Origin of the sequence: Nonomuraea sp. GTA35, from assembly GCF_041950525.1 — a bacterium.
In the GTDB taxonomy this organism is placed as follows: domain Bacteria; phylum Actinomycetota; class Actinomycetes; order Streptosporangiales; family Streptosporangiaceae; genus Nonomuraea.
In genome coordinates, this window is sequence record NZ_JBGNUV010000016.1 from 280,348 (window position 1) to 305,335 (window position 24,988).

A 24,988-nucleotide genomic window follows, 5' to 3' on the forward strand; every position below is an offset into this window, starting at 1 on the left:
TGGTGACTGCGGCCGGGACCTGGGCGGCGGCGGTGAAGGTGAACACCGGTGTTGTGGGACGGCCAGCCTGAGTTGATCGTCCGGGGCCGTCGGTCTAGAGTTCCAGGCAGCGTCGCGTGTCGGTGGCGGACTGCGTCAGGCATGGAGGCGTCGGATCCGGAAGGTGGTCATGATGACCCTTTCCCCGTTCCCCACCCGTGGGTGAGAGCGAGAAGAACAGGCTCATAGCCTGGAACCTCGAACTGCAGGCGGCGCATCAACGCTTGCACCGAGCACTGCACCTCGTGCGCGAGTCCCTCGAAGCCGGGGACACCGCCTCGGCACGAGCAGACCTCCTGCTGTACTGCAAGGGATTCTGTGCCGCCCTCGACGGGCATCACGTACGCGAGGACGTCGCGCTCTTTCCCGAACTGACCGCGCGCCATCCGTCGCTGCGGCCCACGATCGCCAAGCTCCAACAGGACCACGAGATGATCGCGATGCTGCTCGGGCGGTTCGACCGCGCCATCACCTCGGACGCCACGCCGAGCGGGCTGGCCATGCACCTGGACGGCCTCTCCGCGATCATGGAGTCCCATTTCCGGTACGAGGAGCGTGAACTCCTGGGCGTCCTGTCAACGCTGGATCTCGACACCGATCCGCAGGACCTCCTCGGACCGCTCTGATCGCGGCTGCGCCGAGATCACTGCCGGTTTAGATCGAGGCCAGCGCCCACCTGGATGCGGCCCTTCACCTCCGGCCTTCAGGTCGAACTCCGCCTGTGTGAAACCCATGGCGTCACGCCGTGCTGTCCGCCGTCGGCTCACAGCAGCCCGCCGTTCTCGTCCAGGAACGCCGCCGGCGCTGCGTCGTCCAGGGCGGAGCCGGTGGCCAGGTCCCGGACGGCGGTGATGGACTGGGCGCGATCGGTGGTGAACCTGATCTGCTGCGTCGAGACGCCGACCACGCGGATGGCGCCGACCCGGCGGGCCCACCTGCTCAGCGACGAACTCGGCCAGGTCGCTCAGCCGCGCGCGGCGGTCGCGGCGCTCTTGCCCGCACGCAGCCACGCAGCCACGCAGCCACGGTCGGCCAGCTGGCCCGCTGACCGGGCATCGGCTCGTCGTCGGCACGCGGCAGCGCGTCGATGAGATAGACGTCAGCGCCGGGCACCTCGCCGCCGTCGCGGGCCCGGCGACGCGGCCGCAGCCCGGCGATGTCCCCGACCGAGTCCACCAGCGGGCGAGGGGGCGGTAGCGGCGGTTCGCCCGTCTGGCCGAACCGGCCGACGACTCCCCCGCCACCGTGCCCGCCCGTGCCCGCCCGTGCCCGCCCGTGCCCGCCCGAGCCCGCGGACATCGTGGCGGTACTCGGGCGTGGGTTGCTTGTTCCGGGACGCCACACCGTGGTGGGGACGAGCGCGTCGTCGCTGTCGGTGCTGGTCATGACGGGATCTCCGGTCGGTTCTGGCTCGGCGTAGCGGCCGCGCAGCGGTTGGTCATCGTGGCGGTGGGCTCTTCGGCCTCGCCCCGGGCCCCGCTCGCGGTCTCACTCACTTCCATGGCAGGCCAAGCGATCCTCACCGTGGCGAGCCGGGCGCGCTCGCGAACGTGCCCGACATCCAAGGCCGGCACCGGGGTGCTGTCCCTGCTGCCGAGTGGCTCATGGGCGCGGCTCCTTCGCGTCGGCGCGGTCGGGGGCCGGGGCTTGGGGGCTGCCGACCCCCAGTGGGGCTCCACCGGCTTGGCGTCGTTGATCCGGCTGTCATCCCCGGCGGCATACCTCTGCATCGCTCGACAATTTGCATGAACCTCTAGATGCAGTTAACATACAAATCGAGTTGGAGGTTCATCTCGGAAAGCCTGTGAAGGGAGCCGGAAAATGCTGCTGACATCCATCGACCCGTTCATCCAGGAGTTCGAGCGCCAGTTCGACCAGCTGACCCGCCGAACCCTCGGCGCCGAGACCGGCACCCTCATGCCGATGGACGGCCTGCGCCGCGACGACGACGTGGTGCTGACGTTCGACCTGCCCGGCATCGACCCCGGCTCCATCGAGGTCACCGTCGACCGCGGCGTCCTGAGCGTCAGCGCCCGCCGCGAGGAGGAGATCCCCGAGGGCCAGCGCGTCTTCGTCCGCGAACGTCCCATGGGCACCTTCACCCGCCGCGTCTACCTGTCGGAGCACCTCGACAGCGACAAGATCGACGCGGGGTACGCCAACGGCGTGCTGAAGGTACGCATTCCCGTGCTGGAGCGGGCCAAGCCCCGCAAGGTCGAGGTCCAGCAGGGCGATGTCAAGGCCATCCGAGCCTGACATGCACATCCCTGGCAAGGGCGGGCTCCACAGCTCGCCCTTGCCGTTCGAGAGGAGGTCCGGATGGCCGGCATGCCGTTCGACGACGAGCACGCCCCGCTGTATTCCCTGGGCCAGGTCGCGGAGATGCTGCAGGTCCAGCAGGCCTTCCTGCGCCGGCTGGACCAGCACGACGTGGTCAGCCCGCACCGCTCGCCCGGCGGGCAGCGCCGCTACTCCCGCCACGACATCGGACTGCTCCAGCACGTCACCTCGATGACCGGCCAGGGAATGACGCTCAACGCCGTCCGCCGCATCCTCGAACTGGAGCAGGAGGTCCGCGAATTACGTGCGGCCCTGAAGCGACTGAGCTAGAAAGGAGGCACTGTCATGATCGACACCGTCCCGGCCACCGCTGCCACGCCTGCTACCGCGTCGGCGGCCGGGGGCGGGGACCGGCCGGTGGTCGGCTCCTACGACAGCTACGAACAAGCCCGCAAGGCGGTCACCTTCCTGGCCGACAACGACATCCCGGCGCACCGGGTGGCCATCATCGGGGAGAACCTGCGCCTGACGGAGAACATCCTGGGCCGCGTGACCGCCCCCCGGGCGGCTGGCATGGGCGCCGCGCTCGGCGCCTGCTTCGGCCTGCCTTCCAGCCTGCTGGTCCTGCTGGCCGCCGGCCCATGGGCGGCGCTGCTGGCGGGCGTGGCCTTCGGCGCGCTGCTCGGCGCCATCTTCGGCCTGACCGCCTACTGGACCGCGTGCGGCCGCGGCGACCTGCTGACCAGCCGATCCCTGGTAGCCGCCCGCTACGCCGTCGTCGCCGACGTGGCCATCGCCGACGACGCGCGCAGCCTGCTGATCAAGTTCGGCTGGCGTACCGGCTGAGCAACTTGAGGACCTCGGCCGCCTCACCACGCGCCGTCGTCCTCCCGGGCAGACTCCCTCGTCTCCCGGTCAGCGAGGTCTTCATCGGCGAGTTCTTCCAGCAGGCCGTCGAAGCACGAGCTCGCGCAAACCGGGGTGAGCGGCATCGATCGCCGACACGACATCGCCGAGCCGGGCTCCGGCGCCGAACGACGCCAGGGCAGGGGGGGTCGCTGATTTCGGCCGGCAGCCAGATCCACAGCCCTGCGGGACGGCCCCAGTGCCCTGCTGGAGGGAGCGTCAAACGGCCGGCCTGGCGGACGACAGCGCGGATGCGCGGCACCAGGCCGGGCACAGGGAGACCTCCTGCGCGGCCGTGGGACGGATCAGATGCCGGAATGGGTAGCCGTCACCGCAGATCACGCATTCGGCGCCGACTTCTGGCGTCGGCGCCAGTGTGACCAGCGCAGAACGTCCGTGATGGAGCGGTGCCGGATCAGCACGAGGACGGCGAGCGGCCGGCGGATCTCGGGCAGGGTCGGGGGGATGCCCTCCGGCGACAACGGCCTCAACTCTCATTGGTCCCGTAGAGCTCACGATGCCAGAGGTCGGCGCAGATGCGTTCGATGCCGGTGGTCAGGTGGCGGCGGTACGTGGTGAAGGGCAGGCCAAGGCGTGTGGCGGCAGCCTCCTGTGTGGGCACGCCGCGCAGGTAGGTGGTGTCGAGGGCGCGGCGGATCTTGCTCGCGCGCGGGTCCTGGCCCAGGTTTTCAATGCTCTGTTCGAGGAGCCGGCGCAGGGCCTGGGCGGGGTCGGCGCGGCCGGCGACGAGCCTGCTGCGGACGAGGGGATTGGCGGCCAGTTCGGAAGCCCGTGACAGGTGCCGCAGGGCTTTGCGGACAGCGTCGGTGAACTCCGCCTCCGACAGCACCCTGAGTTCAGGCTCCCGTCCGGGAGAGGGGTTTGTTGGCAGGTCGGCCGACAGCAACCGGTCGAGCCACACCTGGGCGGGCAAGGCGCGCCAGTCGTGGGCGAACAGGGTGTACTCGCGGTCTCCCAGCCAGGTGTGCTCATCCACTTCGTACGGACTGTCACGCCGGTAGTAGCCGCATCTGGGGTCATCGACGGGCAGGCCCATGAACGACCAGGCCATGCGCTCGGAGCGCAGGGAGTGGCCCACGCCGCGCCACTCCATCACCGATGCCAGGCCCTGGTTCGGCTCGCGCACCCAGATTCTCCCGACACCCAGGTGCTCACCCTGTCGCAGCGGGGCGACCGCGCGGGCGTAGGCCCAGGCGGCGGCGACAATCGGGTCCGCGGCGGCCTCCTCGTCATCAGGCCGTTCCAGGCGAGGCCAGGTGCAGACACCGACCAGCTCACCGGTTGATATGTGCCGATAAAGGTGGAATGCCGCCGGTTGCCGGGCGGCCCAGAAGGCGACAGCGGCTGCCGATTCCTCGCAGTCGACCTCGGCGACCATGCTCACCACAGTCTCGATGTCCTCGGGCCGGAAGGCGTCTTCATATACGTTGTCCTCCTGACGCCAGAAGTCCCGCCCTGACGGAGATCTGCGGTGTCGGCGCAGATAGAACATCGAGCCGACGACTCGCAGCACGTCGGTGTCGGCTACGGTGCGGATCTGGGTCATGAGATGGGTGTTGACGCGCTGCTGCAATTCGGTGTGGCGCTGCAGGTCGCGCCAGCTCAGATCCGCCTCGAGGATCTCGCGTACGACATCGTGCGGGTACAGCCCCAGCGGGCCGGACTCCATGAAGGGCAGCCGCCGTAACCACGCGAACAGGGTTGCCGCGTCGTCGTCGGGCAGGACCGCGCGCAACAACTCCTCTGTGGTGACGTAGGTGTGCGCGCACACCTCCAGCGCGTGCCGGTGCGCCAGGCTCGGCACCTCACCGACCAACTGATCGATCAGAGTGGCGACCACATCCCGGGTCGGCGTCCAACGGGAACTCGCTCCCCCGTCCTTGACCGCCACCGCAGCGCCCAGCGACAGGGCCAGCGGATGCCCGCCGGCGAAACCCAGCAGCGGCTCACGCACCTCCTCGGCCACGCCACGGGCTTCCAGCAGCGCCGCCGCGTCCACGGGACTCAGGTCACGCAGGGGCATGACCTGCAGCGTGTCCGACCAGGCCGGATCGGCCTGCCACACCAGGTCTGGAGGAAAACGCCCGGCCACCACGACCAGCGCACCGACCGGGATGCGGGGCAGGAACCGCTCGCGCAACCAGCCTTCCAGACTCTGGATGTGCTCGAAAGTGTCGACGATCAGCACCGCGCGCTCATCGCCGAACACCGAGTCGGCGGCGGACTCGAAGGCCGCCGGAGACGGGCCCAGCGTGCGCCCGTCCAGCATCGTCACGGGCCGCCCGGCCGCCGACGCCTCCTGCGCGAACCGTCGCAGCAACGCCGACTTCCCGACACCGCCCGCACCGTAGACGAACAGCACCCGGCCACCGGTACGCAGCGCCGTCTCGAAGGCGGCGAACTCCTCCTCCCGGCCGACGAAGGACCGCTCCCTCGCCGCAAGCAGACGCAGCCCCAGCGGCTCAGAACTCTGGCGCTTCCCCACAGACATATCGGTTAGCGTAACGTTCCGCCCGAGGCCGGTGGCGGGATCTTCCTTGCGCTTCGCCTGCCTGGGCGACCAGCGGTTCTGGCGGGCCGACCTGCCCGACGGCACGACCAGCGCGTATGGGGTGCTGGAGGCGATCGCCCGGAACAAGGTGAACACCAAGAAGGTGTTCACGCAGTGGCCGGACATGCTCCGGGTCGCCGGATCGCTGGTGACCGACGCGCTGGGTGCCGAATCACGCTTCCAGGCCGGCGTACGGGCCCGCGAGCTCGGCCTGGTCTAGAGGGTCGTTCACGTGAAGTGACGCTCCCCGCTTCCTGCTGGATCGCGAAGAGCCGTTCTGGTCTGCCACGAGGGCGCGCTCAGGGTTTCACGGCATCGGGCTCAGGGGTCGTGGACTCTATCATGCGGGTCAGGAGGGTGACGGCGACCTCCGGTTGAAGGCCCTGGCGGCGGATCAGGGATTGCCAGGTGGGGAATTCCACGGCGTGGTGGACGGCCGCTTTCAGCAGGACGGGCTCGGCGGCCTGGGGGGCGTAGGCGTCGATGAGGATGGCGGCCACGTCGGCGACAAGGCCGGCGGCCCGGGCCAGGTCGCCGATCTGCACCAGGATGGTCGAGTGGAAGTTGAGCGCTGTGGCGAGCGTGGACAGCGCCCCGGCGTCGCGGGCGAGCCGGATGAGGCGCGTGGTCAGCTCGTAGAGGGTCTCGTCGTCCCACAGCATGTACGCGGCTCGGCAGGCCCGCCCACAACCCCCGCCGGCTGGCGTCGTCGGTGCCCAGGTGGTCGCGGTACGCCTGCGGTGCCCGCCGCAGGCCCGGCACGCTCGCCTCGTACCCGCGGGTGAACCTGGTCACCAGCCCGTCGAGCAGGAGATCGGCAGGGCTCGGCGGTCCCCCGGCGGGGGAGCGTCGTGGGCCGCCTCGGCGACCTCCACCACGCCGCGGCCGTGCCCGAGCGGGCCCTGCTGGACTCGCGCCTCGCACCGGTCTGTGCGGGTTGTGCGCGAGGCTTGCCTCGGGACGGACGGGGCGGCCGGCTCAGTTCTGGGTCGTCGGGCGGATGACGATCTCGCCGATCTCCACGTCACGAGGCTGTTCGATGGCGAAGGCGACGGCGCGGGCGACGGCTTCCGGCGCGATGGCGTACCGGTCCATGTTGCGCTGGATCTCCTCGCGGAGCTCGGGGTTGTCGATGGAGCCGGCGAGTTCCGTACGCACGTAGCCCGGCGAGACCGCCGTCGTCCGCAGCACGCCGTCGGTCGACTCCTGTCGCAGCCCTTCCAGGAGGGTACGCACGGCGTTCTTGGTCGCGGCGTAGACCGCCATCGTGGGCGTGATCTTCAGGCCGGCCGTCGACAGGGTGGTCACGAGGTGGCCCTGCCCCTGCGCGCGGAACACCGGCAGCGCGGCGGCGATGCCGTGCAGCACGCCGCGCAGGTTGACGTCGATCATCGCCGACCAGCCGGCCACGTCGAGGTCGGCCACGGAGCCGATCTTGCTGATGCCGGCGTTGCCCACGAGCACGTCGAGCCGCCCGAACTCCGTCACGGCCAGGCCGACGAGTCGTTCGAGGTCGTCGCGGGCGGTGACGTCCACGGCGCGGGTGACGGCGCGCCCGCCGCGCTCGCGGATCTGCTGGGCGATCTCGTCGAGCCGCGCCGTTCGCCGCGCGCCGAGCACGACGGCGGCGCCCCGCTCGGCGAGCAGGCGGGCGGTGGCCTCGCCGATTCCGCTGCTCGCTCCGGTGATGGCCACGACCTTGCCCCTGATGGCTGACATGAGAATCTCCTCCGCGATAAAATGGACACGTGTCCGCTTAGATGCCCTCATCGTACCGGACACGTGTCCGCTTAGCTGAACTCGTCATGCAGAGGACCGATGAACGAACCCCACCGCCGAGCCGACGCCGCCGAGAACCGCGCCCGGATCCTCCAGGCCGCACGAGAGGTCGTCGCGAACGCGGACGAGGTGAGGCTCAATGAGATCGCGAAACGGGCCGGCGTCGGCCAAGGCACCCTCTACCGCCACTTCCCCACCCGGGAGGCCCTGCTCGCCGAGGTCTACCGCAAGGACGTGGACGACCTCGTGGCCGCCGCACCGGGACTGCTCGCCGAGCACGCGCCGCTGCCCGCCCTGGCCCGCTGGCTGGACCGGGTGGCCGAGTACGCGAAGGTCAAGCGCGGGGTGTTCGCGGCCGTCGAGGCGGGGCTGTGGCAGGACCTGTCCGCGCACAGCCTCGGCCCGATCGGCGAGACGCTGTCCACGTTCCTCGACGCGGGCAAAGCCGAGGGCACCATCCGCCCCGACATCGACGCCCGCGACGTCATCCTGCTCATCGGCTACCTGACCCGCCTGGAGCCCGCGGAGTGGGACGCCCGCGCTCACCGCCTCCTGCGCATCGTCCTTGACGGGCTGCGCCATCACGCCTGAGCAGGTTCACCGGTCGCCGCGTCGGGAAGGCCACCGAGTACGTAATCACAGGCCGACCAGGATCGCCTTGTGCTTGGTGAAGGCGTCCATCACCTCGGGTCCGCCCTCGCCGGCCGATCCCGGACTGCTTGAAGCCGGCGAACGGCATGGGCCCCGCCTCGTCGGCGTCGGCGAAGCCCATCAGCGCGCCGACCGGCCCGAAGACCTCCTCCCGCACCACCCGCATGTCCGGGGTGACCTCCTTCAGGAGGGTCGGGGCCACGAAGTAACCCCGGTCGCCACGCCGTGTACCACCGGTGCGGGTGCGCCCCATCCTGTGCGGCGATGCCGAAGTAGCCCATCACGCGCTCGAAGTGCCGGCGCGTGGCGAGCGGCCCCATCATCGTCGCCGGGTCGAAGGGGTCCCCGACCCTGAACGCGGCCATGGCCGCCGTCGGCCGCTCGGTGAACTCCTCGCGGATGCTCTCCTGGACGAGGATGCGGGTGCCGACCCGGGTGGTCAGCCATGACGCATTACGCTGCCTGGGGTGAGGGGTCGGCGGACTGAGCGCGAGGCACTTGAGCGGCTGGTCGCGGAGGCGCGGAACGCCCGCAGCGGCGTCCTGGTCGTGCGCGGCGAGGCCGGCATCGGCAAGACGGCGTTGCTGGCCCACGCCCGCGAGGCCGCGTCCGGGTTCAGGACGCTGCACGCCACGGGAGTCGAGGCGGAGATCGAGTTCGCGTTCGCGGGGCTGCACCAGCTGTGCGCCCCGCTCCTCGACCGCCTCGACACGCTGCCCGAGCCGCAGCAGATCGCCCTCGGAGTGGCGCTGGGACGCCGCACCGGCGACCGGCCCGACCCGTTCCTCGTGGGTCTGGCCACGCTCAGCCTCCTGGCTGAGGTTTCGGGAGAGCGACCGCTGCTGTGCCTGGTGGACGACGCGCAGTGGCTCGACGTGGTCTCCCTGCAGACGCTGACGTTCGTGGCGCGGCGGCTGCACGCCGAGCCGCTGGCGCTCGTGTTCGGACTGCGCGACCCCGCGCCCGGCAGTGACGCCGGGCGGCTGCTCGCCGGCCTGCCCGAGCTACGCCTCGAGGGCCTGGCCGACGACGACGCCCGGGCCCTGCTGACCGCGGCAGTCCACGAGCCACTCGACGACGGTGTCCGCGACGGTATCCTCGCCGAGGCCCGGGGTAACCCGCTGGCGCTGCTGGAGCTGGGCCGGTACGCCGGGCCGACGGAGCTCGCCGGCGGCTTCGGCCTGCCGGGCGCCCTGAACGTCCCGGACGGGATCCAGGAGAGCTTCCGGCGTCGTACCGCCGCCCTGCCGGCGGCGACCCAGCTGTTACTGGTGGTGGCGGCGGCGGAGCCGGTCGGCGACGCCGCGCTGTTGCTGCGTGCCGCCGACCACCTCGGCCTCGGACCGCAGGACGCCGAACCGGCGCAGGCCGCGGGGCTGCTGGCGATCGACTCCCGGGTGCGGTTCACGCACCCGCTGGCGCGCTCGGCGGTCTACCGGGCGGCCACACCGGCCGACCGCCGCCGGGCGCACGGCGCGATCGCCGCCGTGACCGACGCGCGGACCGACCCCGACCGCCGCACCTGGCATCAGTCGCGGTCGGTGCTCGGCACCGACGACGCGATCGCGGCGGAGCTGCAGCTCTCCGCCGACCGGGCACGGGCACGGGGCGGGCATGCCGCGGCGGCCGCGTTCCTGGAGCGGTCTGCGGAGCTGACCTCCGAGCCCGGCCTCCGGGCTCGGAGGTCGCTGGACGCCGCCCGCGCCAAGCACCAGGCGGGCGCGTCCGACGCCGCCCTGCACCTGCTCGCCGCCGCCACTGGTGGACCGCTGGACGCGCTCCACCACGCCCGGGCGGAACTCCTGCGGGCACAGTTGATGTTCCACACGACCCGCGGCAACGACGTGCCCGGAATGCTGCTCGACGCGGCCAAGCTGCTCGGCCCGCTGGACGCCGCGCTGTCCCGGGAGACCTACCTGCACGCGCTCGAAGCGGCGATGCTCGCCGGTCCCCTTGCCTGCGGCCACGGGGTCGCCGAAGTGGCCGCGGCCGCCGGGGCCGCGCCCGCGCCATCCACGCCACCGAGACCTCTGGACCTGCTGCTCGACGGCCTGGTGGCCTATTTCCTGCAAGGTTATGCCGAGAGCGTGCCCAAGCTGCGCCGGGCGGTGGAGTCCTTCGCGGCCCAGGCCCCGGCCGCCGAAAACGGCGAGCTACGGTGGGAGTGGCTGGCCAGCCACACGGCGATGGCGCTGTGGGACGACACCACGATCCACGCCCTCGCCGACCGCTACGTGAGGCTCGCCCGGGAGACCGGCGCCTTGATGACGCTTCCGTTCGCGCTCAACCTCTCCGCGGCGGTGCTGACACACACCGGCGAGCTCGCCCGCGTGGCCGACCTCGTCGACGAGAGCGACGTGATCGCCCGGGCGACCGGAGCCGCGCCCATTCCCCACGGCAGGCTGCTGCTCGCGGCCTGGCGCGGCCACGAGGACGAGGCCGCCACCCTGCACCGCATGAGCGTGGACGACGCCACCCGGCGCGGCGAGGGCACCGCGCTGACGATCGCCGACTACGCGCTGGCCGTGCTGAGCAACGGGCTGGGCCGTTACGACGCCGCCCTTGCCGCCGCGGAACGCGTCCGGGAGTCCGGCGAGATGGTGCACGCCGGCATGGCCTTGCCGGAGCTGGTGGAAGCCGCGGTCCGCGCCGGCCGACCCGCGCCTGCGGCTGCGGCTGCGGCTGCGGCTGCGGCTGCGGCTGCGGCTGCGGCTGCGGCTGCGGCGCTGGAGCGGCTCGACGCTCAGGCACGCGCCACCGGTGCCCCGTGGGCGCTCGGGCTGGCGGCGCGATCACGAGCGCTGATCAGCACCGGCCCGGCGGCGGAGGAGCTGTACCGCGAGGCGATCGAGCGGCTTGCCGGCGGCCGGACGGTGCCCCACCTCGCCCGCGCCCATCTCGTCTACGGCGAGTGGCTGCGCCGCGAGGGCCGCCGCCAGGACGCCCGCGAACAGCTCCGCACCGCCCACACGCTGCTGTCCGACATCGGCGCGGACGGCTTCGCGTCCCGTGCCGCCGGTGAGCTGCGTGCCATGGGCGAGCACCCCCGCAAGCGGTCCGCCCAGCCCTTCGACGCGCTCACTCCCCAGGAGCTGCGCATCGCCAGGCTGGTGGCCTCGGGCGCGACCTCCAAGGAGGTCGCCGCACAGCTCTTCCTCAGCGCGCGCACCATCGACGCTCACCTGCGCAACATCTTCCGCAAGCTGAACATCACCTCACGCCGCCAGCTCAAGGACATGCGCCTGGCGTAGTCGCCGGTCACGACGGTGTGCCCGTAGTTCTGGGAAAGGTAGGCGACGTTCCTAGGTGATGTTCGCCGATGCAACTGCGGTGCCGGGGCGGCGAGCATGAACGCGTATCCCGGGAGGGGCGTACAGCCGTAGAAGCCGAGTGGGGCGGGCCATGGTCGCCCGGCCTGCCGCTGAACCGATGACAAGGAGTTTCGCCCATGACGAAGCAGATGAAGGCCGTCATCGTCCCTGATGTGAAGGCCGCTTGGGAGGTGCGGGAGCGGCCCATGCCGGAGCCGGGGCCGGGCGAGGTTCTGGTGCGGATCCATGCGTGCGGGATCTGCGGCACCGATCTGTGGATGGCCCACGGGGTGCTGTCGTTCCGGGAGTTTCCGCTGCTGATGGGGCACGAGGGCGTCGGCGAGGTGGTGGCGCTGGGCGCGGGCGTCACCGAGCGCAAGGTCGGCGACCGTGTCGGACTGCCCATGATGCAGAAGCGCTGCGGTGCCTGCGACTTCTGCCGCGAGGAGCACCCCAACAGCTTCGTCACCGCCGGCAACTGCGCGAACCCGACGCTGACCGGCGTCAATGTCGACGGCGCCCTGGCCGAGTACGCCGTCGCCGACGTCGGGGGGACGGTCCTGCTCCCGGACGGGATCTCCTACGAGGACGCCGCGCCCACCGTGTGCGCCGGCTACACGACCTGGGCCGGAATCCGCCGGGCCGGTGCCAGGCCGGGGGCCCGCGTCGCCGTCGTCGGCGTCGGCGGCATCGGCCACTTCGCGATCCAGTTCGCCAAGGCCGCCGGCTACCACGTCATCGCGGTGACCCGCAGCCCCCGCAAGCACGCGCTCGCCCGCGAGCTCGGCGCCGCGGACGTCGTCACCGACGGTGCGGCGCTCAAGGAGATCGGCGGCGCCGACGTCCTGCTGCACACCAGCAGCTCGCACGCCGCCGCCATCGACGCGATGACCGGCCTGCGGCCATGGGGCAAGCTCGTGCTGATGGGCCTGGCCGAGGACGAGATGATCCTGCCGGCACTGCCGCTCACCACGCACAGCCACCAGATCATCGGCTCGGCCCACAACGGTCTGGAGTACCTCGCCGAAGCTCTCGACATCGTGGCGCGCGGCCAGGTCAAGCCGATGGTCGAGCTGTTCCCCCTGGAGCGCGTCAACGACGCCTACCAGAGGGCCGCGGCCGGCGAGGTGCGTTTCAAGGCCGTCGTCACGTTCTGACCGGGAGCCGGTGGCGAACAGCAGTCGTCATCGGAAGTCTGCCGGGTCCGCGATGCAAGCCGACTGGTGCCGATCTGGAGCATGGGGGACAAATCGCGGCATCCCGTCCAGCGCCGAACCGGCAGTGAGGAAGTTCGCCGTCCACGACCTGACCGCCGCCCGCGCACAGGTGCTGGGCACGCTGTACGCCGCAGCCGCCCGGGGCCTGCCCACCCTCGCCGACAGCGGCTACGACGGCGCCGACATCGGCATTCATACGCCGATCAAGCAGCCCGGCGGAAACCAGATCCTCAGCCCGGACAACCGCACCCACAACCGGCTTCTACGCGCCCTGCGTTGTCCCGGCGAGCGCGGATTCGCCCTGCTCAAAGGCCGCTGGCGGACACTCCAGCACATCACCGCCAGCCCCAGCAGAACCGGCGACATCGCCCGCGGCACTTGTCCTCACCCACTTCGAGCATGACCACCTACCGACAACTCGCTGAGATCACGTCAATCGCATGGGCGATTTCTACCGAGGCGATCTCAAAGAAGGAGCAGCTGATGCCTGTCGCTCTCATCACCGGGGCTACAGCGATCGGCCTGACCACGGGGCCCTGGTCTGTGCCGGGCACCTCGCCGTTACTACCGCCAACGTGGCCAATGCGTTCGGTCAGCCGATCCGCTTGGTTGTGAGGGAGATCGTTCATGTGCGACACAGCGCCATGCACAGAGGATTGTTTGACGCCAAGGAATGGGGCGTTCACCCGGCGGGCGGCCCTGATCGGCACCGCGGCGATCGCGGCGAGCGCCGCCGTCGCCGCGCCCTCGCAGGCGAGCCCCACGGGCCAGCACGGGCGAGGAATGGTCACCCCGACCTCGTACGCCGATGCGGGCAACATCCCGGTCAGCGAGCCGAACCAGGTCCTCACCTTCGGCCCGATCGCGTTCGAGGTGCCGGGCCGCCCGGTGCCGTTGGAGATCAAGGTCAACGTCCCCGCGGTCGGCGGGAACCTGCCGATCATCCTGATGTCGCACGGTCACGGCGCCTCGAACTTCCTGTCGTCGCTGCGCGGCTGCGGCCCGCTCGTCGACTTCTGGACCGCCCACGGTTTCGTGGTCATCCAGCCCACCCACCTCGACTCCACCGTGTTGGGGCTGCGCGAGACCGACCACCCCGAGGCGCCACTGTTCTGGAAGACCCGTGCTCAGGACATGAGCTTCATCCTCGATCACCTCGACGAGATCGAGGCCGCCGTTCCCGGCCTGGGACGGTCGACGTTCATGGCTGGCCGCGGTTCTTCGGGCCGTACTCGCCTCGACCGCAGGCGGGTGGCGGTCGTCGGGTTTTCGCTGGGCGGGCACACCGCCGCGATGCTGCTCGGTATGCGGACCGCCGACCCGACCGACGGCAGCCGCGTGCATCTGCCCGACGCCCGGATCAAGGCCGGTGTCATCCTCGCCGCGCCCGGTGTCGCCGACGAGCATGCCAACCAGGAGATGCTCGAGCGTTACCCGGTCAACAAGTACACCGATTTCAGCACGATGACCGCGCCGGCGCTGGTGGTCGCGGGGGACAGGGACCTCAACCCGATGTTCTCCGACCGGCTCAGCTACCGCTGGGACGCGTACACGTTGGCCCCCGGCCCCAAGACGTTGCTGATGATGCACGGCGCGGAGCACATCCTCGGCGGCATCTCCGGCTATGACGCGGCGGAGACCTCCGACGAGAACCCGGCGCGGGTCGCCGTGCTCCGCGCCATGGTCTGGGCGTATCTGCGTTCGCAGCTCTACCCGGCCGACCCGGCCTGGCAGCACGCGGTCGCGGCGCTCGATATCGGCTCTGTCGAATCCAAGTAGGCCGCAGGAGCGGGCGGCGACCGGTGGGCGGTCCGGAATCTCCGTGGCCCCTCAGTCGCATCTGAACAAAAGAGCCTTTCTGGTGCGCGGCGGGGGGCAGGCGGGCATATTGGTGGATGCACGGTCAAGATTCGCCCGCTCGACGGTCATCGGAAGGCGGTCATGGCCAGGGTTCGCCAGCGCAAGAAGGGCAGCAGCAGCCAGGCCAGAGGCGGTGATCCGCCGGAGCCTGGCCCGGGAGCCTGGAAGGCCGCGCGCACGTGGGTGGCCGGGGTGTCCAGCGCTGTGCTCATCGCGGCGGTCGGCGTGGTGTTCACCGCCTGGTACACCGCGAGCGGGACCGACGCCGTCGACCAGATCGGCGGCAAGCCGCCGCTGACGGTCGGGCATGTGGAGGTCGAGCTCGACGAGCGCCCGCTGGTGCTCAGGGAGCCGGTGACCGACGCCCGGGACCGGGCGATCCTGCTGGGCAAGGCGGCGAGCGACACTGCCCTGGCCGCCATGCTGGCCCGCCACCACGTGGCCACGATCGAGGAGATGACGGCCACCGTCGTCCTGGTGGGCAACCGCAGCAGCCTGCGCATCATCGACATCGAACCGCGGGTGCTCACCCGCGCGGCCCCTTCCGACGGCGCACTTCTGGTGCCGGGCGGCGCCGGGGAGACCGGCACGGTGGAACTCGTGGCCGACCTCGACCGGCGGCCGGTCCGCTTCACCACCAAGGAGGACCCGGGCACCGCGTACTTCACGAAGAAGCAGATCGACCTGAAACGCGACGAGGTCGTCACGCTCAGCCTGTCGATCGTCGGCGCGAAGGCGTATTACGAGTTCGATCTGGTGGCCACGGTGCTGACCGGGGGCCGCTCCGAGGAGATCGTGATCAACGGGCCGGGCGGCACGCCGTTCCGGCTGACGGGCCCCGCCGACTCCTACCGCACCGAATACCGCAGATCGGGAGGCGGCTCGTGGTCGTGGACAACCCCCGACCCGGCCTGCACGGCCGCGGAAAAGTGCTGATCGCGCGGGCCGCCACCGTCCTGGTGACGGTGGCGCTGCTGCTCAGCACCGCCGCCGACGCCCCCGGCGACAGGCTCGCCCCCGTCCAATGGCGGATGGCGTGGTCGGCCCCCGCCGATGGCGATGCCGGAGGCATGAACCCCGAGTTCGACGTTCTGCTTCACGGCGCCTCCGAACAGGTGCTGGCCATGGCGACCGGCGTCCACAGCGTACGTGTCCACGACGCCCGCACCGGCAGGCTCGTCCGCATCCAGCACATGTCCAGCGCCCCCGTCGCCGGGGTGTGGGTGACGTCCGGCACCGTCGTCGTGCTCACGGGCAAGCAGGACGACGGCGAGCAGTGGTTACAGGCTTTCGACGCGGCTACGGGCGCGACGCTGTGGCGACGGGCCGTCAATCTCCTCAGCCAGGAGCGCGTCCCCGGCACCGGCCACTACTCCGGGCCCCGGGTCGTGGTGACCGAACGCGGCATCGTGATCGTGGAACGACAGTTCGAGCCGCTGACCCTGCTGTCCCTGGACCCGCGCTCGGGCACTGCCGGGGCCAGGACGGTCCACGAGCGGCACTGCGACCTGACCGCGGCGGGCGCCCGCTCGATGCTGCTGCTGCTCGACTACTGCGCGGGCAACCGGATGCGCCTCTCCTCGGTGGATCCGTCCACGCTGCGGACCGAATGGCGCCGCACGATGCCTTCGCCCGCCCTCACCTTCCCGAACCCGCGCCAGATCGGGGACGCGTACTCGCTCGATCTCACCGTCAGCGGCGACGGATACGCCGCGGCCGGCGACGCGTTCTACGCGCCGGACGGACGCCGGCTGCCCATCCCGCGCGAGGCACCGCGTGCCGCCGGCTCGGCAGGGGGCAGCCAATGGAGCGAGCCGCTCTACCTGAACGGCGAGCCCGAGGGCTTCGACATGTCCATCCAGTCGCTGCCCGCGTTCCTGACCTCCCTCGACATGGACACGAGACGCCTGCGCTCGCTGCCGCTCGACGTGCCCTCCGGCACCACCACCCTCGTAGGAACCGCCCCCGGCAAGGCCTTCGTGCTGCTCGGCACGGGCCGTATCGCCGCCTACATCCTGACCTACGGGATCCCGACCGGGCGCGAGCTGTTCGACGGTGTCCCTCTTGACGCCTGGCCGGACGCGTGCGGCCTGCTGAGCGCCGCCGACCTGCGCCCCATCGCGGACGGCTACACACCCAGCCCCGCGACGCCGACCCGATTCGGCCAACGCCTGCCACATCCCGCCCAGTGCGACTGGATCCCGCCCACCGACGACGCCCCCGTTGTCTCCCTCGCGGTGGAGTGGGTCTCCTCCTCCAACGCGACCGCACGGCGGATCTACGCGATCGAGACGACCGGCATCAAGCAGACGTTGGCCTACGATGCGACCACGGAGGACCCGTACCTGCTCGACTACCTCCGCCCCACCGCCACCGGCAGCAGCGGCGCGCCCGAGACCGTCGTCAACGCGGGCCCGGTCATCGTCCGGCTCGTCTCCACCTCGCGCTCGGCCCTGCGGCTCCTGGCCCCGCTGGTCCGGGACCGATTACTGGCCCGGTACCGGCTTGCCCGCCCCGCTCCCACTCCTCCCCCGCATCTGCGCTGGAGCTCCCCCACCGACGGCCACCTGCAGGGCGCGCCAACGGTGAGCGGCGACGCCGTCTACGCCGCCGGCGGCGGCCGGGTCTACGCCATGGACGCTTCCTCCGGCCGGCTGCGGTGGAGCCGGGCGATCAGCGACTACGTGTCCGGGCCGCTGCAGTCCGCCGGCGACCTGGTGTATGCCGGAGACTCAGGCACCACCCTGCACGCCTTGGACACCCGCACAGGCCGCTCGCGGTGGCGGTACTCACTTGACCCGTCACCTGACCTGGGGTTTCACTTCCTCGCGACGCGGGGACGCGTCATCCTCTGCGCCGGAAGCGACATCATCGGCCTGCACGCCAGTACCGGTCGACGGCTATGGCGGTTCCGCACAGGCGGCAGTTGTGCCTGGTCCCGTCCCAGGCAAGCCGGCGGCACCGTCTACATAGACGACCACGCGGGCGCCGTGCACGCGCTGGACCCCGCCACCGGCCGCCCGCGATGGAGTGTGCGGACGGGAGCCGACGAGCGCGCCAGCCCCTGGGTCACCCCGGCAGGGAAAACCGTCTACGTCGCGGGCGCCGACCGCCGGGTCCGCGCCCTGGACACCGCCACCGGCGCGCAACGGTGGAGCACGCGGCTCGGCGCCGCTCTCACCTTCGCCCCGCTGCCCGCCGGCGCCACCGTCTACGTCAGAAGCGCCGACTACGAAGTGCACGCGCTCGACGCCCGTACCGGCAGGAAACGATGGTCCGCCCCGACCAGCGTCATCGAACCGGCCCTCGGCCTGACCGTCGGCCAGGACCGCCTCTACGTGGTCACCTCCGCCGGCATCATCAGCGCCTTTGACACCGCCACCGGCGCGGAACGGTGGAGCGCGCCGATGGGCGCCGACATCATCCTGGGTCCCGTCGTGCACCGGGGCGTCGTGTACGTCTCGACCGACGGTGGCGTCGTCCACGCCCTGGACGGCGCCACCGGCGCGCGGAGATGGCGCATGAACACCGGCGACGCGCTGGGAAACGACGCCATCAGCGGGAACGCCCTCACCCACGCCAACAGCCTTCTCTACACGGGCGGTGGCGGCAACGTTTACGCTCTGCACCCCTGAGTGCCTGGTGCTCGGCCCGCCGCCGGCGTTCCAGCAGCCAGTCCGGGAAGTACGAGCCCGACCTGAGTTTCGGGATCGCCAGCTCGGGCTGGTGGTGATGGCCAGCCTGGTGGTCTTCCTGGTGGTGACGCCGTTCGCCGGGGTGCTGGCCGACCGGCTGCCCCGGCTGGCGATCATGGTGGTGTGCCAGATCGTCTGTGGCGTGAGCCAGAGCCTGTCAGGCGTGCTCGTCCTGGCCGGCTCGGCGACGGTGTGGTCTCTCGGGATGCTGGCGGTGCTGACCGCCGCCGCGGGCGCGTTCTTCCAACCTGCGGCCAAGGAGCTCATCACGGCCATCGTCGAGCGGGACGAGCTCGTGGCGGCCAACGCCCTGCTGCAGATCGCCGGCAACGTGATCGCGATCATCGCGCCGACGCTGGCCGGGCTGGCGATCGTCGCGGCGTCACCTGGCTGGGTTCTGGCCGGGGACGGGCTCACCTTCCTGGCCTCCGCCGCGCTGTTCGCGCTCCTGCGTCTGGGCGCGGCGCGGGCACGCCAGCAGCGGCGCGGCTTGATCGCGGAGTTGGTGGAGGGACTTTCAGCGTTCGGCCGGCGGCGCTGGCTGTGGGTGCTGACGTGCCTGCAAGCGCTGACGTCGGCCTGCTGGGGCGCCGGTTTCACGGTTTCCCCGGAAGATCGCCATATTGCCCAAGGTCGTGTTGCGCCCAGCCGGGTTCCGTGTTGGGCGGGCGATAGCCTGTCGCCCTTCCGCCCACGGCGTCCGACTGCTCGTGCCGGACGCGGGCGTCAGCGCCTTCCGACCCAGGAGTAAAAGGCGCTGTGCAGGTGCTCGAAGTAGTGATCGACGTGGTCCTCTGACCACTCCGTGTCCTCAAGGAGCTGGGCTGGATCGCCCGGTGGACTCCAGGCGTAGCCGTAGGGGCTGAAGAGAGTCACGCCCTGTTGAACTCTGACGCGGAAGGCCAGGAACGCGGCGCCCAGTGACACGGAGCAGTGAAGCGGCTGATGTGGCAGCAGTTGGCGCACACGCCGCCGACATGACGGCGAGTCCGTGCCCCGGGCTCGTCGGGGGCACGGACGCACTGACTACGCCTGCACGATGCGCTCCACCAACTCCGGAACCCATTCTACGTACTCGACCTCTGCGCCACCCTGATGGCGCGCGTACAGGAACCGACCGGTGGCGCTGACACTTACCGGTGTCGTGATCTCGGCGCCGGCGGTGCCGAGCGTCTTGATCAGAGTGTCGAGGTCGTCGACAATCACAGTGGCGCTGGCGTGGGAATAGCGGGCACGCTCCGCAGGCGGCCCTGCGATGACGAGGAAGTCACCGATCGCTGCGAGTTCGACGGAGTCGAAGGCGAAGCGCAGATCGGGTTCCGCGCCGGTCAGTTCACGCAGCAGTGTCAGCGACGTGTCCAGCTCGTCGGTCCACAGGCGTGCGTACGTCTTGAGAATGGTCATGGCGTGTCCTAGCGGTAACGTTTGAATACCCTGGAACCGTAAGAGAGTGAACAGGTCACGGGGAAGAGCGCACTTTTGCGAGAGAAAGGCACCTGGTGGTTACCGAAGAGGTCAGGCGCGTTTCGGAGGACGACGGTGTGACGCGCGCCCACTCTCTCGCACGTGAGATCTTCCCCGGCATCGCCAACAAGTGGACGCTGCTGGTGGTCAGCATCCTCGGCGAGCGCACCCTGCGCTTCACGCAACTTCGCGGTGAGGTGGAGGGCATCAGCCACAAGATGCTCACACAGACACTGCGCAGCCTCGAACGCGATGGGCTCGTCGAGCGCACCGTCTACCCGACCGTGCCGCCGCGCGTGGAATATGCGCTCACGGACGCGGGCCAGGCGCTGCGGCACACCGTCTACGGCATGTGCGCATGGACTCGCCGGTACCTGGAACACATCGAGGAATCCCGCGCACGATTCGACTGGGCGCTAGAGACCGCGGCCACGCCCGTCAAGAGCCGACCGGCGTCAGCCGGTCGCTGATGGTGAGAACCGCACTCCCGTGACCGCCTCGACCATCCGCGCCAACTGGCGAGGGGCGCGGATGGTCAAGGCAGGTCGGCATGACACCATGCCGCTGTCAGCCGGCGTCCTCGATACTGTCCGCCCCGGTGGACATCTCTGCGATCAGCGACATCGCCTTCACGTCCGTGTTCGCCCCGCCGCCATTATCCGTGTCCGTGACGCGTATCGACTCCTTCCGCGTCAGAGTTCATGGGCTCTTGAGCACTCCTGGGGAGCGGTCACGGTCGGCGGACTACCACCTCATTGGCTACGTCTGCATGAGTGGTAAGCACGACAGCAACCACATCATGCTGATCCACGCGGCGGCTGAGCACGTGGTCGCCTGCGGAGCAATACTCGCCGTCGGCAATGGCTGAAGATTCACTGACCCAGCGGCCGCTGGCGACGAGGCTGTTTTGCCAATTGGCAACTTAGTTTGACGCTCGGCCGAAGTAGGCGGTTAGTGTCCAATCATGTTCGACGAACACGTGGAAGTGGACTATGAGGCGTGGCGGCGTGGCCGCTGGGACGAGATTGCCGGACCTCTCGGGAAGGCCGGGGTGGTCCAGCTCGCGACGATCACCGGGCCGGCTCAGACGGTCGAGGGCGTGCCCGGACGCTGGGACGCGAGCGGCCCGGACGGGCTGAAGTTGACCGCGGCCGGTGCGGACGGGGTGTCGCTGGACGGCCGTCCGGTGAATGGCACGGTCACGTTGACCGGGGGCAGCAGTCTGCGGTTGTCGGGTGAGCGCACTGTGGCTGTCTCCGGGGGCAAGGGGATCTACGGGCTGACCGTATGGGACCCCGCCGTGCCATCGCTGGCGCGGTTGCGAGAGATCGCGGTGTTCCCGGTGGATCCGGCATATGTGGTCGATGCGGAGTACCAGAGGACGCCGGGACGGGAAGTGGAGATCGAGCGACTGACCGAACCGCCCACCAAGCACATTCTCCCGGCACCCGCCGATCTGGTGTTCGACCTGGCAGGGCAGCAGCACTCTCTGACGGTGATCGAAACGTTCCCCGGCAACCTGCTGGTGGTGTTCACCGATTCCACCAGTGGAGCACAGACACCGGGCATCGGCAGATGGGTGGTGTTACCTCCAGTGGAGGGCGACACCGTCCGGGTCGATTTCAACCAGGCCGTGCTTCCCCTGCACGTCTTCTCCCGCGCCTTTCCGTGCCCGCTGGCGCCGGAGGGCAACCACTTGCCCGTGCCCGTACCGGTGGGTGAGCGCGCACCTGCGTACGGCGAATCCGAAGGAACGCAGGAGACGATGAGCACCGATATCAAAGACGCCGCTATCCGCTACCTGCGACGGCTGGAAGCAGGTGACTACGCCGGGATGCGTGCGCTGTGCACGGACACCGCGACCGTCTGGCACAACGACGGCAAGCCACAGCAGACCATCGACGAGAACCTCGCGATGCTCAAGGACGGTCCTACGGCGGAGGTGTCGCTACGGTACGACATCATCCGCCAGTTCACCGAAGCGGACGAGGTACTTCAGCAGCACGTCCTGCATATCACCAACGCCGACGGGCCCGTCGGCGAAGTGCAGGCGGCGATGTACTTCCGCTTTGAGGACGGACGCATCGATCGGATCGAGGAGTACGCCACCTTCATCCCGGCCGCTGGCTGAACTTGTCGTCTAAGTTCTGACCTTCGCTTATGCCGTGTCGGGTTCGATCGGTGACGTTTCGGCATGCAGCGGGTTGTGGCTTTCACGTCACGGTGTGTCGCCGTGACGTTGGACGCCCACTGTCTCACCTTCGGGTTGTCGAAGACTCGGGGGGAGGCGGTGGCCACCAGTCCCACCCTGGCAGGTGTGACGGCTACGCGAACGGGAAGCGGAGCTGTTGGTACTGATCACGTGGCCGGAGCGACGGCCTTGTCGAGATTCCGCCGAGAACCCTACCGCATGAAACCGGGCGACACGCTGGTCATCACCAAGCCCGACCGGGTCGCCCGCAGCGTCAAGGAGCTGCTGGTCTTCCTCGCGGACCAGCTCGCCCCGCGCGGCATCAACCTGCACATCCTGACGGGCATCTGCGCCGGCATCCATCGCCCGAACGGCCAGACGATTATGCGTGTCTCGGGTGGAGCACGCAGGTGAATCGCCCCGGGTTCGGTGGAGACTTGATCTCTTGAGAGGATCGAGTCCAGGTCAGGTAAGTCTCCCTACCCCGCCGAACTGCGCCGCCGAGCGGTGCGGATGGTCGCCGAGGTGCGGCCGGATTACCCGGCCGAGTGGACCACGATCACCGCGGTCGCGACCAAGCTCGGCATCGGCACCGCGGAGACACTGCGTACCTGGGTCCGCCAGGCGCAGATCGACGAGGGCAGCCGGCCCGGCCGCACCACGGACGAGTCGGCCGAGATGAAGCGGCTGCGCCGGGAGAACGCTGAACTGCGGCGTGCCAACGAGATCCTGAAGGCCGCGTCCCTACGACGCCTCGTCACGTACCTACCTCTTCCAGACTTCTGTCAGCTTATGTAGCCAACTGTCCGGAATCTGCTGGGCACCTCAGCTGAGGACTACACCCGGCAAGCCGCCTAGCCCAACCATCGGCCAAACCCCAGAAACAAGTGCTTGCCAGTCAGTAGCAGAAGCAACCACATTCTGTACATAACGGTCTGCATGCTCGACGCAGTACGCTCCGCTCTTGAATGCCCCGGCTGGGAGACGATCACGACCATGCTGGGAACAATCTTCGTCAGGGCGTCTCCGGTACTGCTCAACCACCACTCGTGGACGCCTCCTCGAGGAGCTGCAGCACGAGGATCGCTTGTACGAGTGCAGTCGCACGACACGGGCGACAGCACAGCTTGGGCAGCGCCTTCCAGCTCTCAAGGTCGCAACGGCACGCTCACCGGCGGCTCGAATGCGAGCGTGGGCGCGGTTGACGTTTCGCTGGCCAGGTGACAGCCAGGGTCGAAGGCGATGACGCTTGAACGGTGTGCGGATCGCGCTTGAGGAGAGAACCATGAAATCGCCGCCGCTATCGCAGTGACGCCAGGCTGCCTCGTACGAGCGTCGTCAATGGGTGATCCACGCCTAGCACTCGCTCGCAGCGTGGAAGGGCGGTCGCGTACAGGGAAGCGGCCCGGCCCGAATCGCCCGCTGCCGCGCAGGCGTGGGCGAGATTGTTGAGGGAGATCAACGTCTCGGGGTGGTCGGCGCCCTGTACACGCTCCCGGGCCACCCACGTGTCCTCGAACAGTGGGATGGCCCGGCCCAGGTCTCCCGCTGTCTGGTAGGTGTGGGCGAGGTTGTTGCGGGAGGTCAGCGTTTCCGGGCGGTCGGCGCCCAGGATGCGTTCCCGGTCGGCCAGCAGCCGGCGGATCTCGGGCAGGGTCAGCGGGATGCGGTCGTCGGCGGTGCTGGGTGGCTGGGCGGCGGCGATGGCCGTCAGCACGGCCAGGGCGAGCAGAGCCAGGGTCATGTGACGGTGCCAGGCCGTCCAGCCGCGCACCTGGTAGTGGTCCAGGCCGACCTGGCCCTTGGCAGCCTGGAAGGACTCCTCCACCGCCCACCGGGCTCCTGCGATCTTGACTAGGGCCGTCAGCGGCTGCCGGGCGGGCGCGTAGCAGCGGTAGAACGCCAGCTCGCCGGTGGTCAGGTTGCGCCGGATCAGCAACCACCGACAGCCCTGGGCCTCGCGTTCGTCGATCCGGGCCCAGGCCCAGGCATACCAGCGCGGCCCTTTGGCGCCCTGGCCGGCGCGGTAGCGGTGCCAGTGCCGGTCGGCCACGCGCGTGGCAACCTCGGCCGCGCTCACCTGCACCCCCTCGAGCTCGACGCGCCGGTTGCCCGCGATGGCCAGCACATATCCCATCCGGCGCTGCTCCAGGGCAGCGCGCAGGCGCGGGTCCTGGCCGTAGACCTCATCGCCGGTCAGCCAAGGAGCACTCACCCCCGCCTCCAGCGCAGCCAGCACCATGGCGGTGGCCAGCGCGGGCTTGGTGGCGAAGCCGGTCTCGTCCGGGATGCCGGCCGCCCGGCACCGCCCGCGGTCGGCCAGCCACGTGTGCTCCGGCAGGTAGAGCCGCCGGTCCAGCAGCGCCCGCCCGGCCGGGGTGGCGTAGGCGAGGAACACGCCGACTTGGGAGTTCTCGATGCGGCCCGCGGTGCCGGTGTATTGCCGTTGCACCCCGGCCGATCCGGTGCCCTTCTTGACGAAACCGGTCTCATCCACGATCAGCACGCCGCCGGGGCCGAGCCGGTCGACGACGATGTCCCGGACATCATCGCGCACCTGATCGGCGTCCCAGCGGGCGGTGCGCAGCAACCGCTGCAACGTCTGCGGCCCGCTCAGCTGAGCGTGTTCGGCCAGGTTCCAGCAGTTCTTACGGTCGATGTCGGCCAGCAGCCCGCGCACGTACGCGGTCGCGGCGCGACGGGGTTCGACGCGGCCGAACCGGCCGGCGATCCGGGCCATCAGCTCGTTGAAGATGACCATCCAGCCGTCAGGGTCTACGCTGTGGCTCGCGGCCACCGCACGATCTTTGGTTGTCTTCACAAACTCCGAATGATCACGCGGTGGCCGTCGCCATGCGACCCCGACCCCTCAAGATCGCAAAGTGTCACTGGAGTACTAGTATTACAACAACACTTCGTTGTTCTTGAGCCAGCGCCGCCAGTAATGGCTGCTGCGTGCGCGGGTCTGGGACATGCGTCGGCGCTCGGACCAGGCCAATGCGTGGGCGAGCGGTCGGGTGGTC

General features: G+C 70.0%; 24 protein-coding genes and 5 pseudogenes. 18 read left to right on the forward strand and 11 right to left on the reverse strand.

What is annotated here, in order from left to right; genetic code table 11:
- Window positions 1-197 precede the first annotated feature (197 nt).
- Entirely contained in the window at window positions 198-665 is a 468-nt protein-coding gene (locus ACBJ32_RS48935; protein WP_375132745.1) for a hemerythrin domain-containing protein, read from the forward strand.
- Between the two features lie 137 nt (window positions 666-802).
- On the opposite strand, the gene ACBJ32_RS48940 is transcribed toward ACBJ32_RS48935, so the two are convergent.
- Entirely contained in the window at window positions 803-946 is a 144-nt protein-coding gene (locus tag ACBJ32_RS48940) for a hypothetical protein (protein WP_375132746.1), read from the reverse strand.
- A 32-nt stretch (window positions 947-978) separates the two neighbouring features.
- Window positions 979-1,425 (reverse strand): hypothetical protein, encoded by a 447-nt coding sequence (locus ACBJ32_RS48945; RefSeq protein WP_375132747.1) that lies wholly within the window; start codon window positions 1,423-1,425, stop codon window positions 979-981.
- A 435-nt stretch (window positions 1,426-1,860) separates the two neighbouring features.
- Between ACBJ32_RS48945 and ACBJ32_RS48950 the strand changes: the two genes are divergently transcribed.
- From ACBJ32_RS48950 to ACBJ32_RS48960, 3 genes are all read left to right on the forward strand, one after another.
- Window positions 1,861-2,295, forward strand: coding sequence for an Hsp20/alpha crystallin family protein (locus tag ACBJ32_RS48950; protein WP_375132748.1), 435 nt, complete (start codon window positions 1,861-1,863; stop codon window positions 2,293-2,295).
- A 63-nt stretch (window positions 2,296-2,358) separates the two neighbouring features.
- On the forward strand, window positions 2,359-2,649 hold the full coding sequence (locus tag ACBJ32_RS48955) for a MerR family transcriptional regulator (protein WP_375132749.1): 291 nt from the start codon (window positions 2,359-2,361) through the stop codon (window positions 2,647-2,649).
- A 15-nt stretch (window positions 2,650-2,664) separates the two neighbouring features.
- A complete protein-coding gene (locus tag ACBJ32_RS48960) occupies window positions 2,665-3,165 on the forward strand; it encodes a general stress protein (RefSeq protein WP_375132750.1) in 501 nt (166 codons plus the stop codon).
- Between the two features lie 547 nt (window positions 3,166-3,712).
- Here ACBJ32_RS48960 and ACBJ32_RS48965 read toward each other — a convergent pair.
- Entirely contained in the window at window positions 3,713-5,737 is a 2,025-nt protein-coding gene (locus tag ACBJ32_RS48965; RefSeq protein ID WP_375132751.1) for an ATP-binding protein, read from the reverse strand.
- A 31-nt stretch (window positions 5,738-5,768) separates the two neighbouring features.
- Here ACBJ32_RS48965 and ACBJ32_RS48970 point away from each other — a divergent pair, with 31 nt between their 5' ends.
- Window positions 5,769-6,017 carry a Tn3 family transposase gene (locus tag ACBJ32_RS48970; protein ID WP_375132752.1) on the forward strand — a complete coding sequence of 83 codons (249 nt, stop codon included), beginning with the start codon at window positions 5,769-5,771 and terminating at the stop codon, window positions 6,015-6,017.
- Window positions 6,018-6,096: 79 nt separating this feature from the next.
- Here ACBJ32_RS48970 and ACBJ32_RS48975 read toward each other — a convergent pair whose 3' ends face one another.
- The gene (locus ACBJ32_RS48975) at window positions 6,097-6,459 is read right to left on the reverse strand and encodes a hypothetical protein (RefSeq protein ID WP_375132753.1); all 363 of its coding nucleotides are present in this window, start codon (window positions 6,457-6,459) and stop codon (window positions 6,097-6,099) included.
- Between the two features lie 316 nt (window positions 6,460-6,775).
- On the reverse strand, window positions 6,776-7,516 hold the full coding sequence (locus tag ACBJ32_RS48980) for an SDR family oxidoreductase (protein ID WP_375132754.1): 741 nt from the start codon (window positions 7,514-7,516) through the stop codon (window positions 6,776-6,778).
- Between the two features lie 99 nt (window positions 7,517-7,615).
- On the opposite strand from ACBJ32_RS48980, the gene ACBJ32_RS48985 reads away from it, so the two are divergent.
- Complete coding sequence (locus ACBJ32_RS48985) at window positions 7,616-8,167, forward strand: TetR/AcrR family transcriptional regulator (RefSeq protein ID WP_375132755.1); 552 nt, start codon at window positions 7,616-7,618, stop codon at window positions 8,165-8,167.
- On the opposite strand, the pseudogene ACBJ32_RS48990 reads toward ACBJ32_RS48985, so the two are convergent.
- Window positions 8,070-8,670: pseudogene (locus ACBJ32_RS48990) on the reverse strand (aldehyde dehydrogenase family protein). The gene ACBJ32_RS48985 and the pseudogene ACBJ32_RS48990 overlap by 98 nt on opposite strands.
- A 24-nt stretch (window positions 8,671-8,694) precedes the next feature.
- On the opposite strand from ACBJ32_RS48990, the gene ACBJ32_RS48995 reads away from it, so the two are divergent.
- From ACBJ32_RS48995 to ACBJ32_RS49020, 6 genes are all read left to right on the forward strand, one after another.
- Window positions 8,695-11,478 carry a LuxR C-terminal-related transcriptional regulator gene (locus tag ACBJ32_RS48995; RefSeq protein WP_375132756.1) on the forward strand — a complete coding sequence of 928 codons (2,784 nt, stop codon included), beginning with the start codon at window positions 8,695-8,697 and terminating at the stop codon, window positions 11,476-11,478.
- A 197-nt stretch (window positions 11,479-11,675) separates the two neighbouring features.
- A complete protein-coding gene (locus ACBJ32_RS49000; RefSeq protein ID WP_375132757.1) occupies window positions 11,676-12,695 on the forward strand; it encodes an alcohol dehydrogenase catalytic domain-containing protein in 1,020 nt (339 codons plus the stop codon).
- Window positions 12,696-12,819: 124 nt separating this feature from the next.
- On the forward strand, window positions 12,820-13,158 hold the full coding sequence (locus ACBJ32_RS49005) for a transposase family protein (RefSeq protein WP_375132758.1): 339 nt from the start codon (window positions 12,820-12,822) through the stop codon (window positions 13,156-13,158).
- A 224-nt stretch (window positions 13,159-13,382) separates the two neighbouring features.
- A complete protein-coding gene (locus ACBJ32_RS49010; protein WP_375132759.1) occupies window positions 13,383-14,534 on the forward strand; it encodes an alpha/beta hydrolase family protein in 1,152 nt (383 codons plus the stop codon).
- Between the two features lie 162 nt (window positions 14,535-14,696).
- On the forward strand, window positions 14,697-15,551 hold the full coding sequence (locus ACBJ32_RS49015; protein WP_375132760.1) for a hypothetical protein: 855 nt from the start codon (window positions 14,697-14,699) through the stop codon (window positions 15,549-15,551).
- Entirely contained in the window at window positions 15,506-18,250 is a 2,745-nt protein-coding gene (locus tag ACBJ32_RS49020; protein WP_375132761.1) for a PQQ-binding-like beta-propeller repeat protein, read from the forward strand. The genes ACBJ32_RS49015 and ACBJ32_RS49020 overlap by 46 nt, the downstream gene beginning before the upstream one ends.
- 10 nt (window positions 18,251-18,260) lie before the next feature.
- Here the strand turns inward: ACBJ32_RS49020 and ACBJ32_RS49025 are convergent.
- Window positions 18,261-18,380: pseudogene (locus ACBJ32_RS49025) on the reverse strand (transposase); the annotation flags it as partial.
- On the opposite strand from ACBJ32_RS49025, the gene ACBJ32_RS49030 reads away from it, so the two are divergent.
- A complete protein-coding gene (locus ACBJ32_RS49030; RefSeq protein ID WP_375132762.1) occupies window positions 18,348-19,061 on the forward strand; it encodes an MFS transporter in 714 nt (237 codons plus the stop codon). The pseudogene ACBJ32_RS49025 and the gene ACBJ32_RS49030 sit on opposite strands and share 33 nt — an antisense overlap.
- A gap of 275 nt (window positions 19,062-19,336) precedes the next feature.
- On the opposite strand, the gene ACBJ32_RS49035 is transcribed toward ACBJ32_RS49030, so the two are convergent.
- Complete coding sequence (locus tag ACBJ32_RS49035; RefSeq protein WP_375132763.1) at window positions 19,337-19,714, reverse strand: VOC family protein; 378 nt, start codon at window positions 19,712-19,714, stop codon at window positions 19,337-19,339.
- A gap of 95 nt (window positions 19,715-19,809) precedes the next feature.
- Between ACBJ32_RS49035 and ACBJ32_RS49040 the strand changes: the two genes are divergently transcribed.
- The 5 genes and pseudogenes from ACBJ32_RS49040 to ACBJ32_RS49060 all read left to right on the forward strand — a co-directional run.
- Window positions 19,810-20,244, forward strand: a complete 435-nt coding sequence (locus tag ACBJ32_RS49040) for a winged helix-turn-helix transcriptional regulator (protein WP_375132764.1) — start codon at window positions 19,810-19,812, stop codon at window positions 20,242-20,244.
- Between the two features lie 128 nt (window positions 20,245-20,372).
- Window positions 20,373-20,642, forward strand: coding sequence for a hypothetical protein (locus tag ACBJ32_RS49045; protein WP_375132765.1), 270 nt, complete (start codon window positions 20,373-20,375; stop codon window positions 20,640-20,642).
- A gap of 96 nt (window positions 20,643-20,738) precedes the next feature.
- Window positions 20,739-21,905, forward strand: a complete 1,167-nt coding sequence (locus tag ACBJ32_RS49050; protein WP_375132766.1) for a DUF1684 domain-containing protein — start codon at window positions 20,739-20,741, stop codon at window positions 21,903-21,905.
- A 279-nt stretch (window positions 21,906-22,184) separates the two neighbouring features.
- Entirely contained in the window at window positions 22,185-22,379 is a 195-nt protein-coding gene (locus tag ACBJ32_RS49055; RefSeq protein ID WP_375132767.1) for a recombinase family protein, read from the forward strand.
- A gap of 39 nt (window positions 22,380-22,418) precedes the next feature.
- A pseudogene (locus ACBJ32_RS49060) lies at window positions 22,419-22,712 on the forward strand (transposase); the annotation flags it as partial.
- Window positions 22,713-23,001: 289 nt separating this feature from the next.
- On the opposite strand, the pseudogene ACBJ32_RS49065 reads toward ACBJ32_RS49060, so the two are convergent.
- The 3 genes and pseudogenes from ACBJ32_RS49065 to ACBJ32_RS49075 form a co-directional block, all read right to left on the reverse strand.
- A pseudogene (locus tag ACBJ32_RS49065) lies at window positions 23,002-23,243 on the reverse strand (transposase family protein); the annotation flags it as partial.
- A 22-nt stretch (window positions 23,244-23,265) separates the two neighbouring features.
- A complete protein-coding gene (locus tag ACBJ32_RS49070) occupies window positions 23,266-23,682 on the reverse strand; it encodes a tetratricopeptide repeat protein (RefSeq protein WP_375132774.1) in 417 nt (138 codons plus the stop codon).
- Window positions 23,677-24,726: pseudogene (locus tag ACBJ32_RS49075) on the reverse strand (IS701 family transposase); the annotation flags it as partial. The gene ACBJ32_RS49070 and the pseudogene ACBJ32_RS49075, both read right to left, overlap by 6 nt.
- Between the last annotated feature and the right edge of the window lie 262 nt (window positions 24,727-24,988).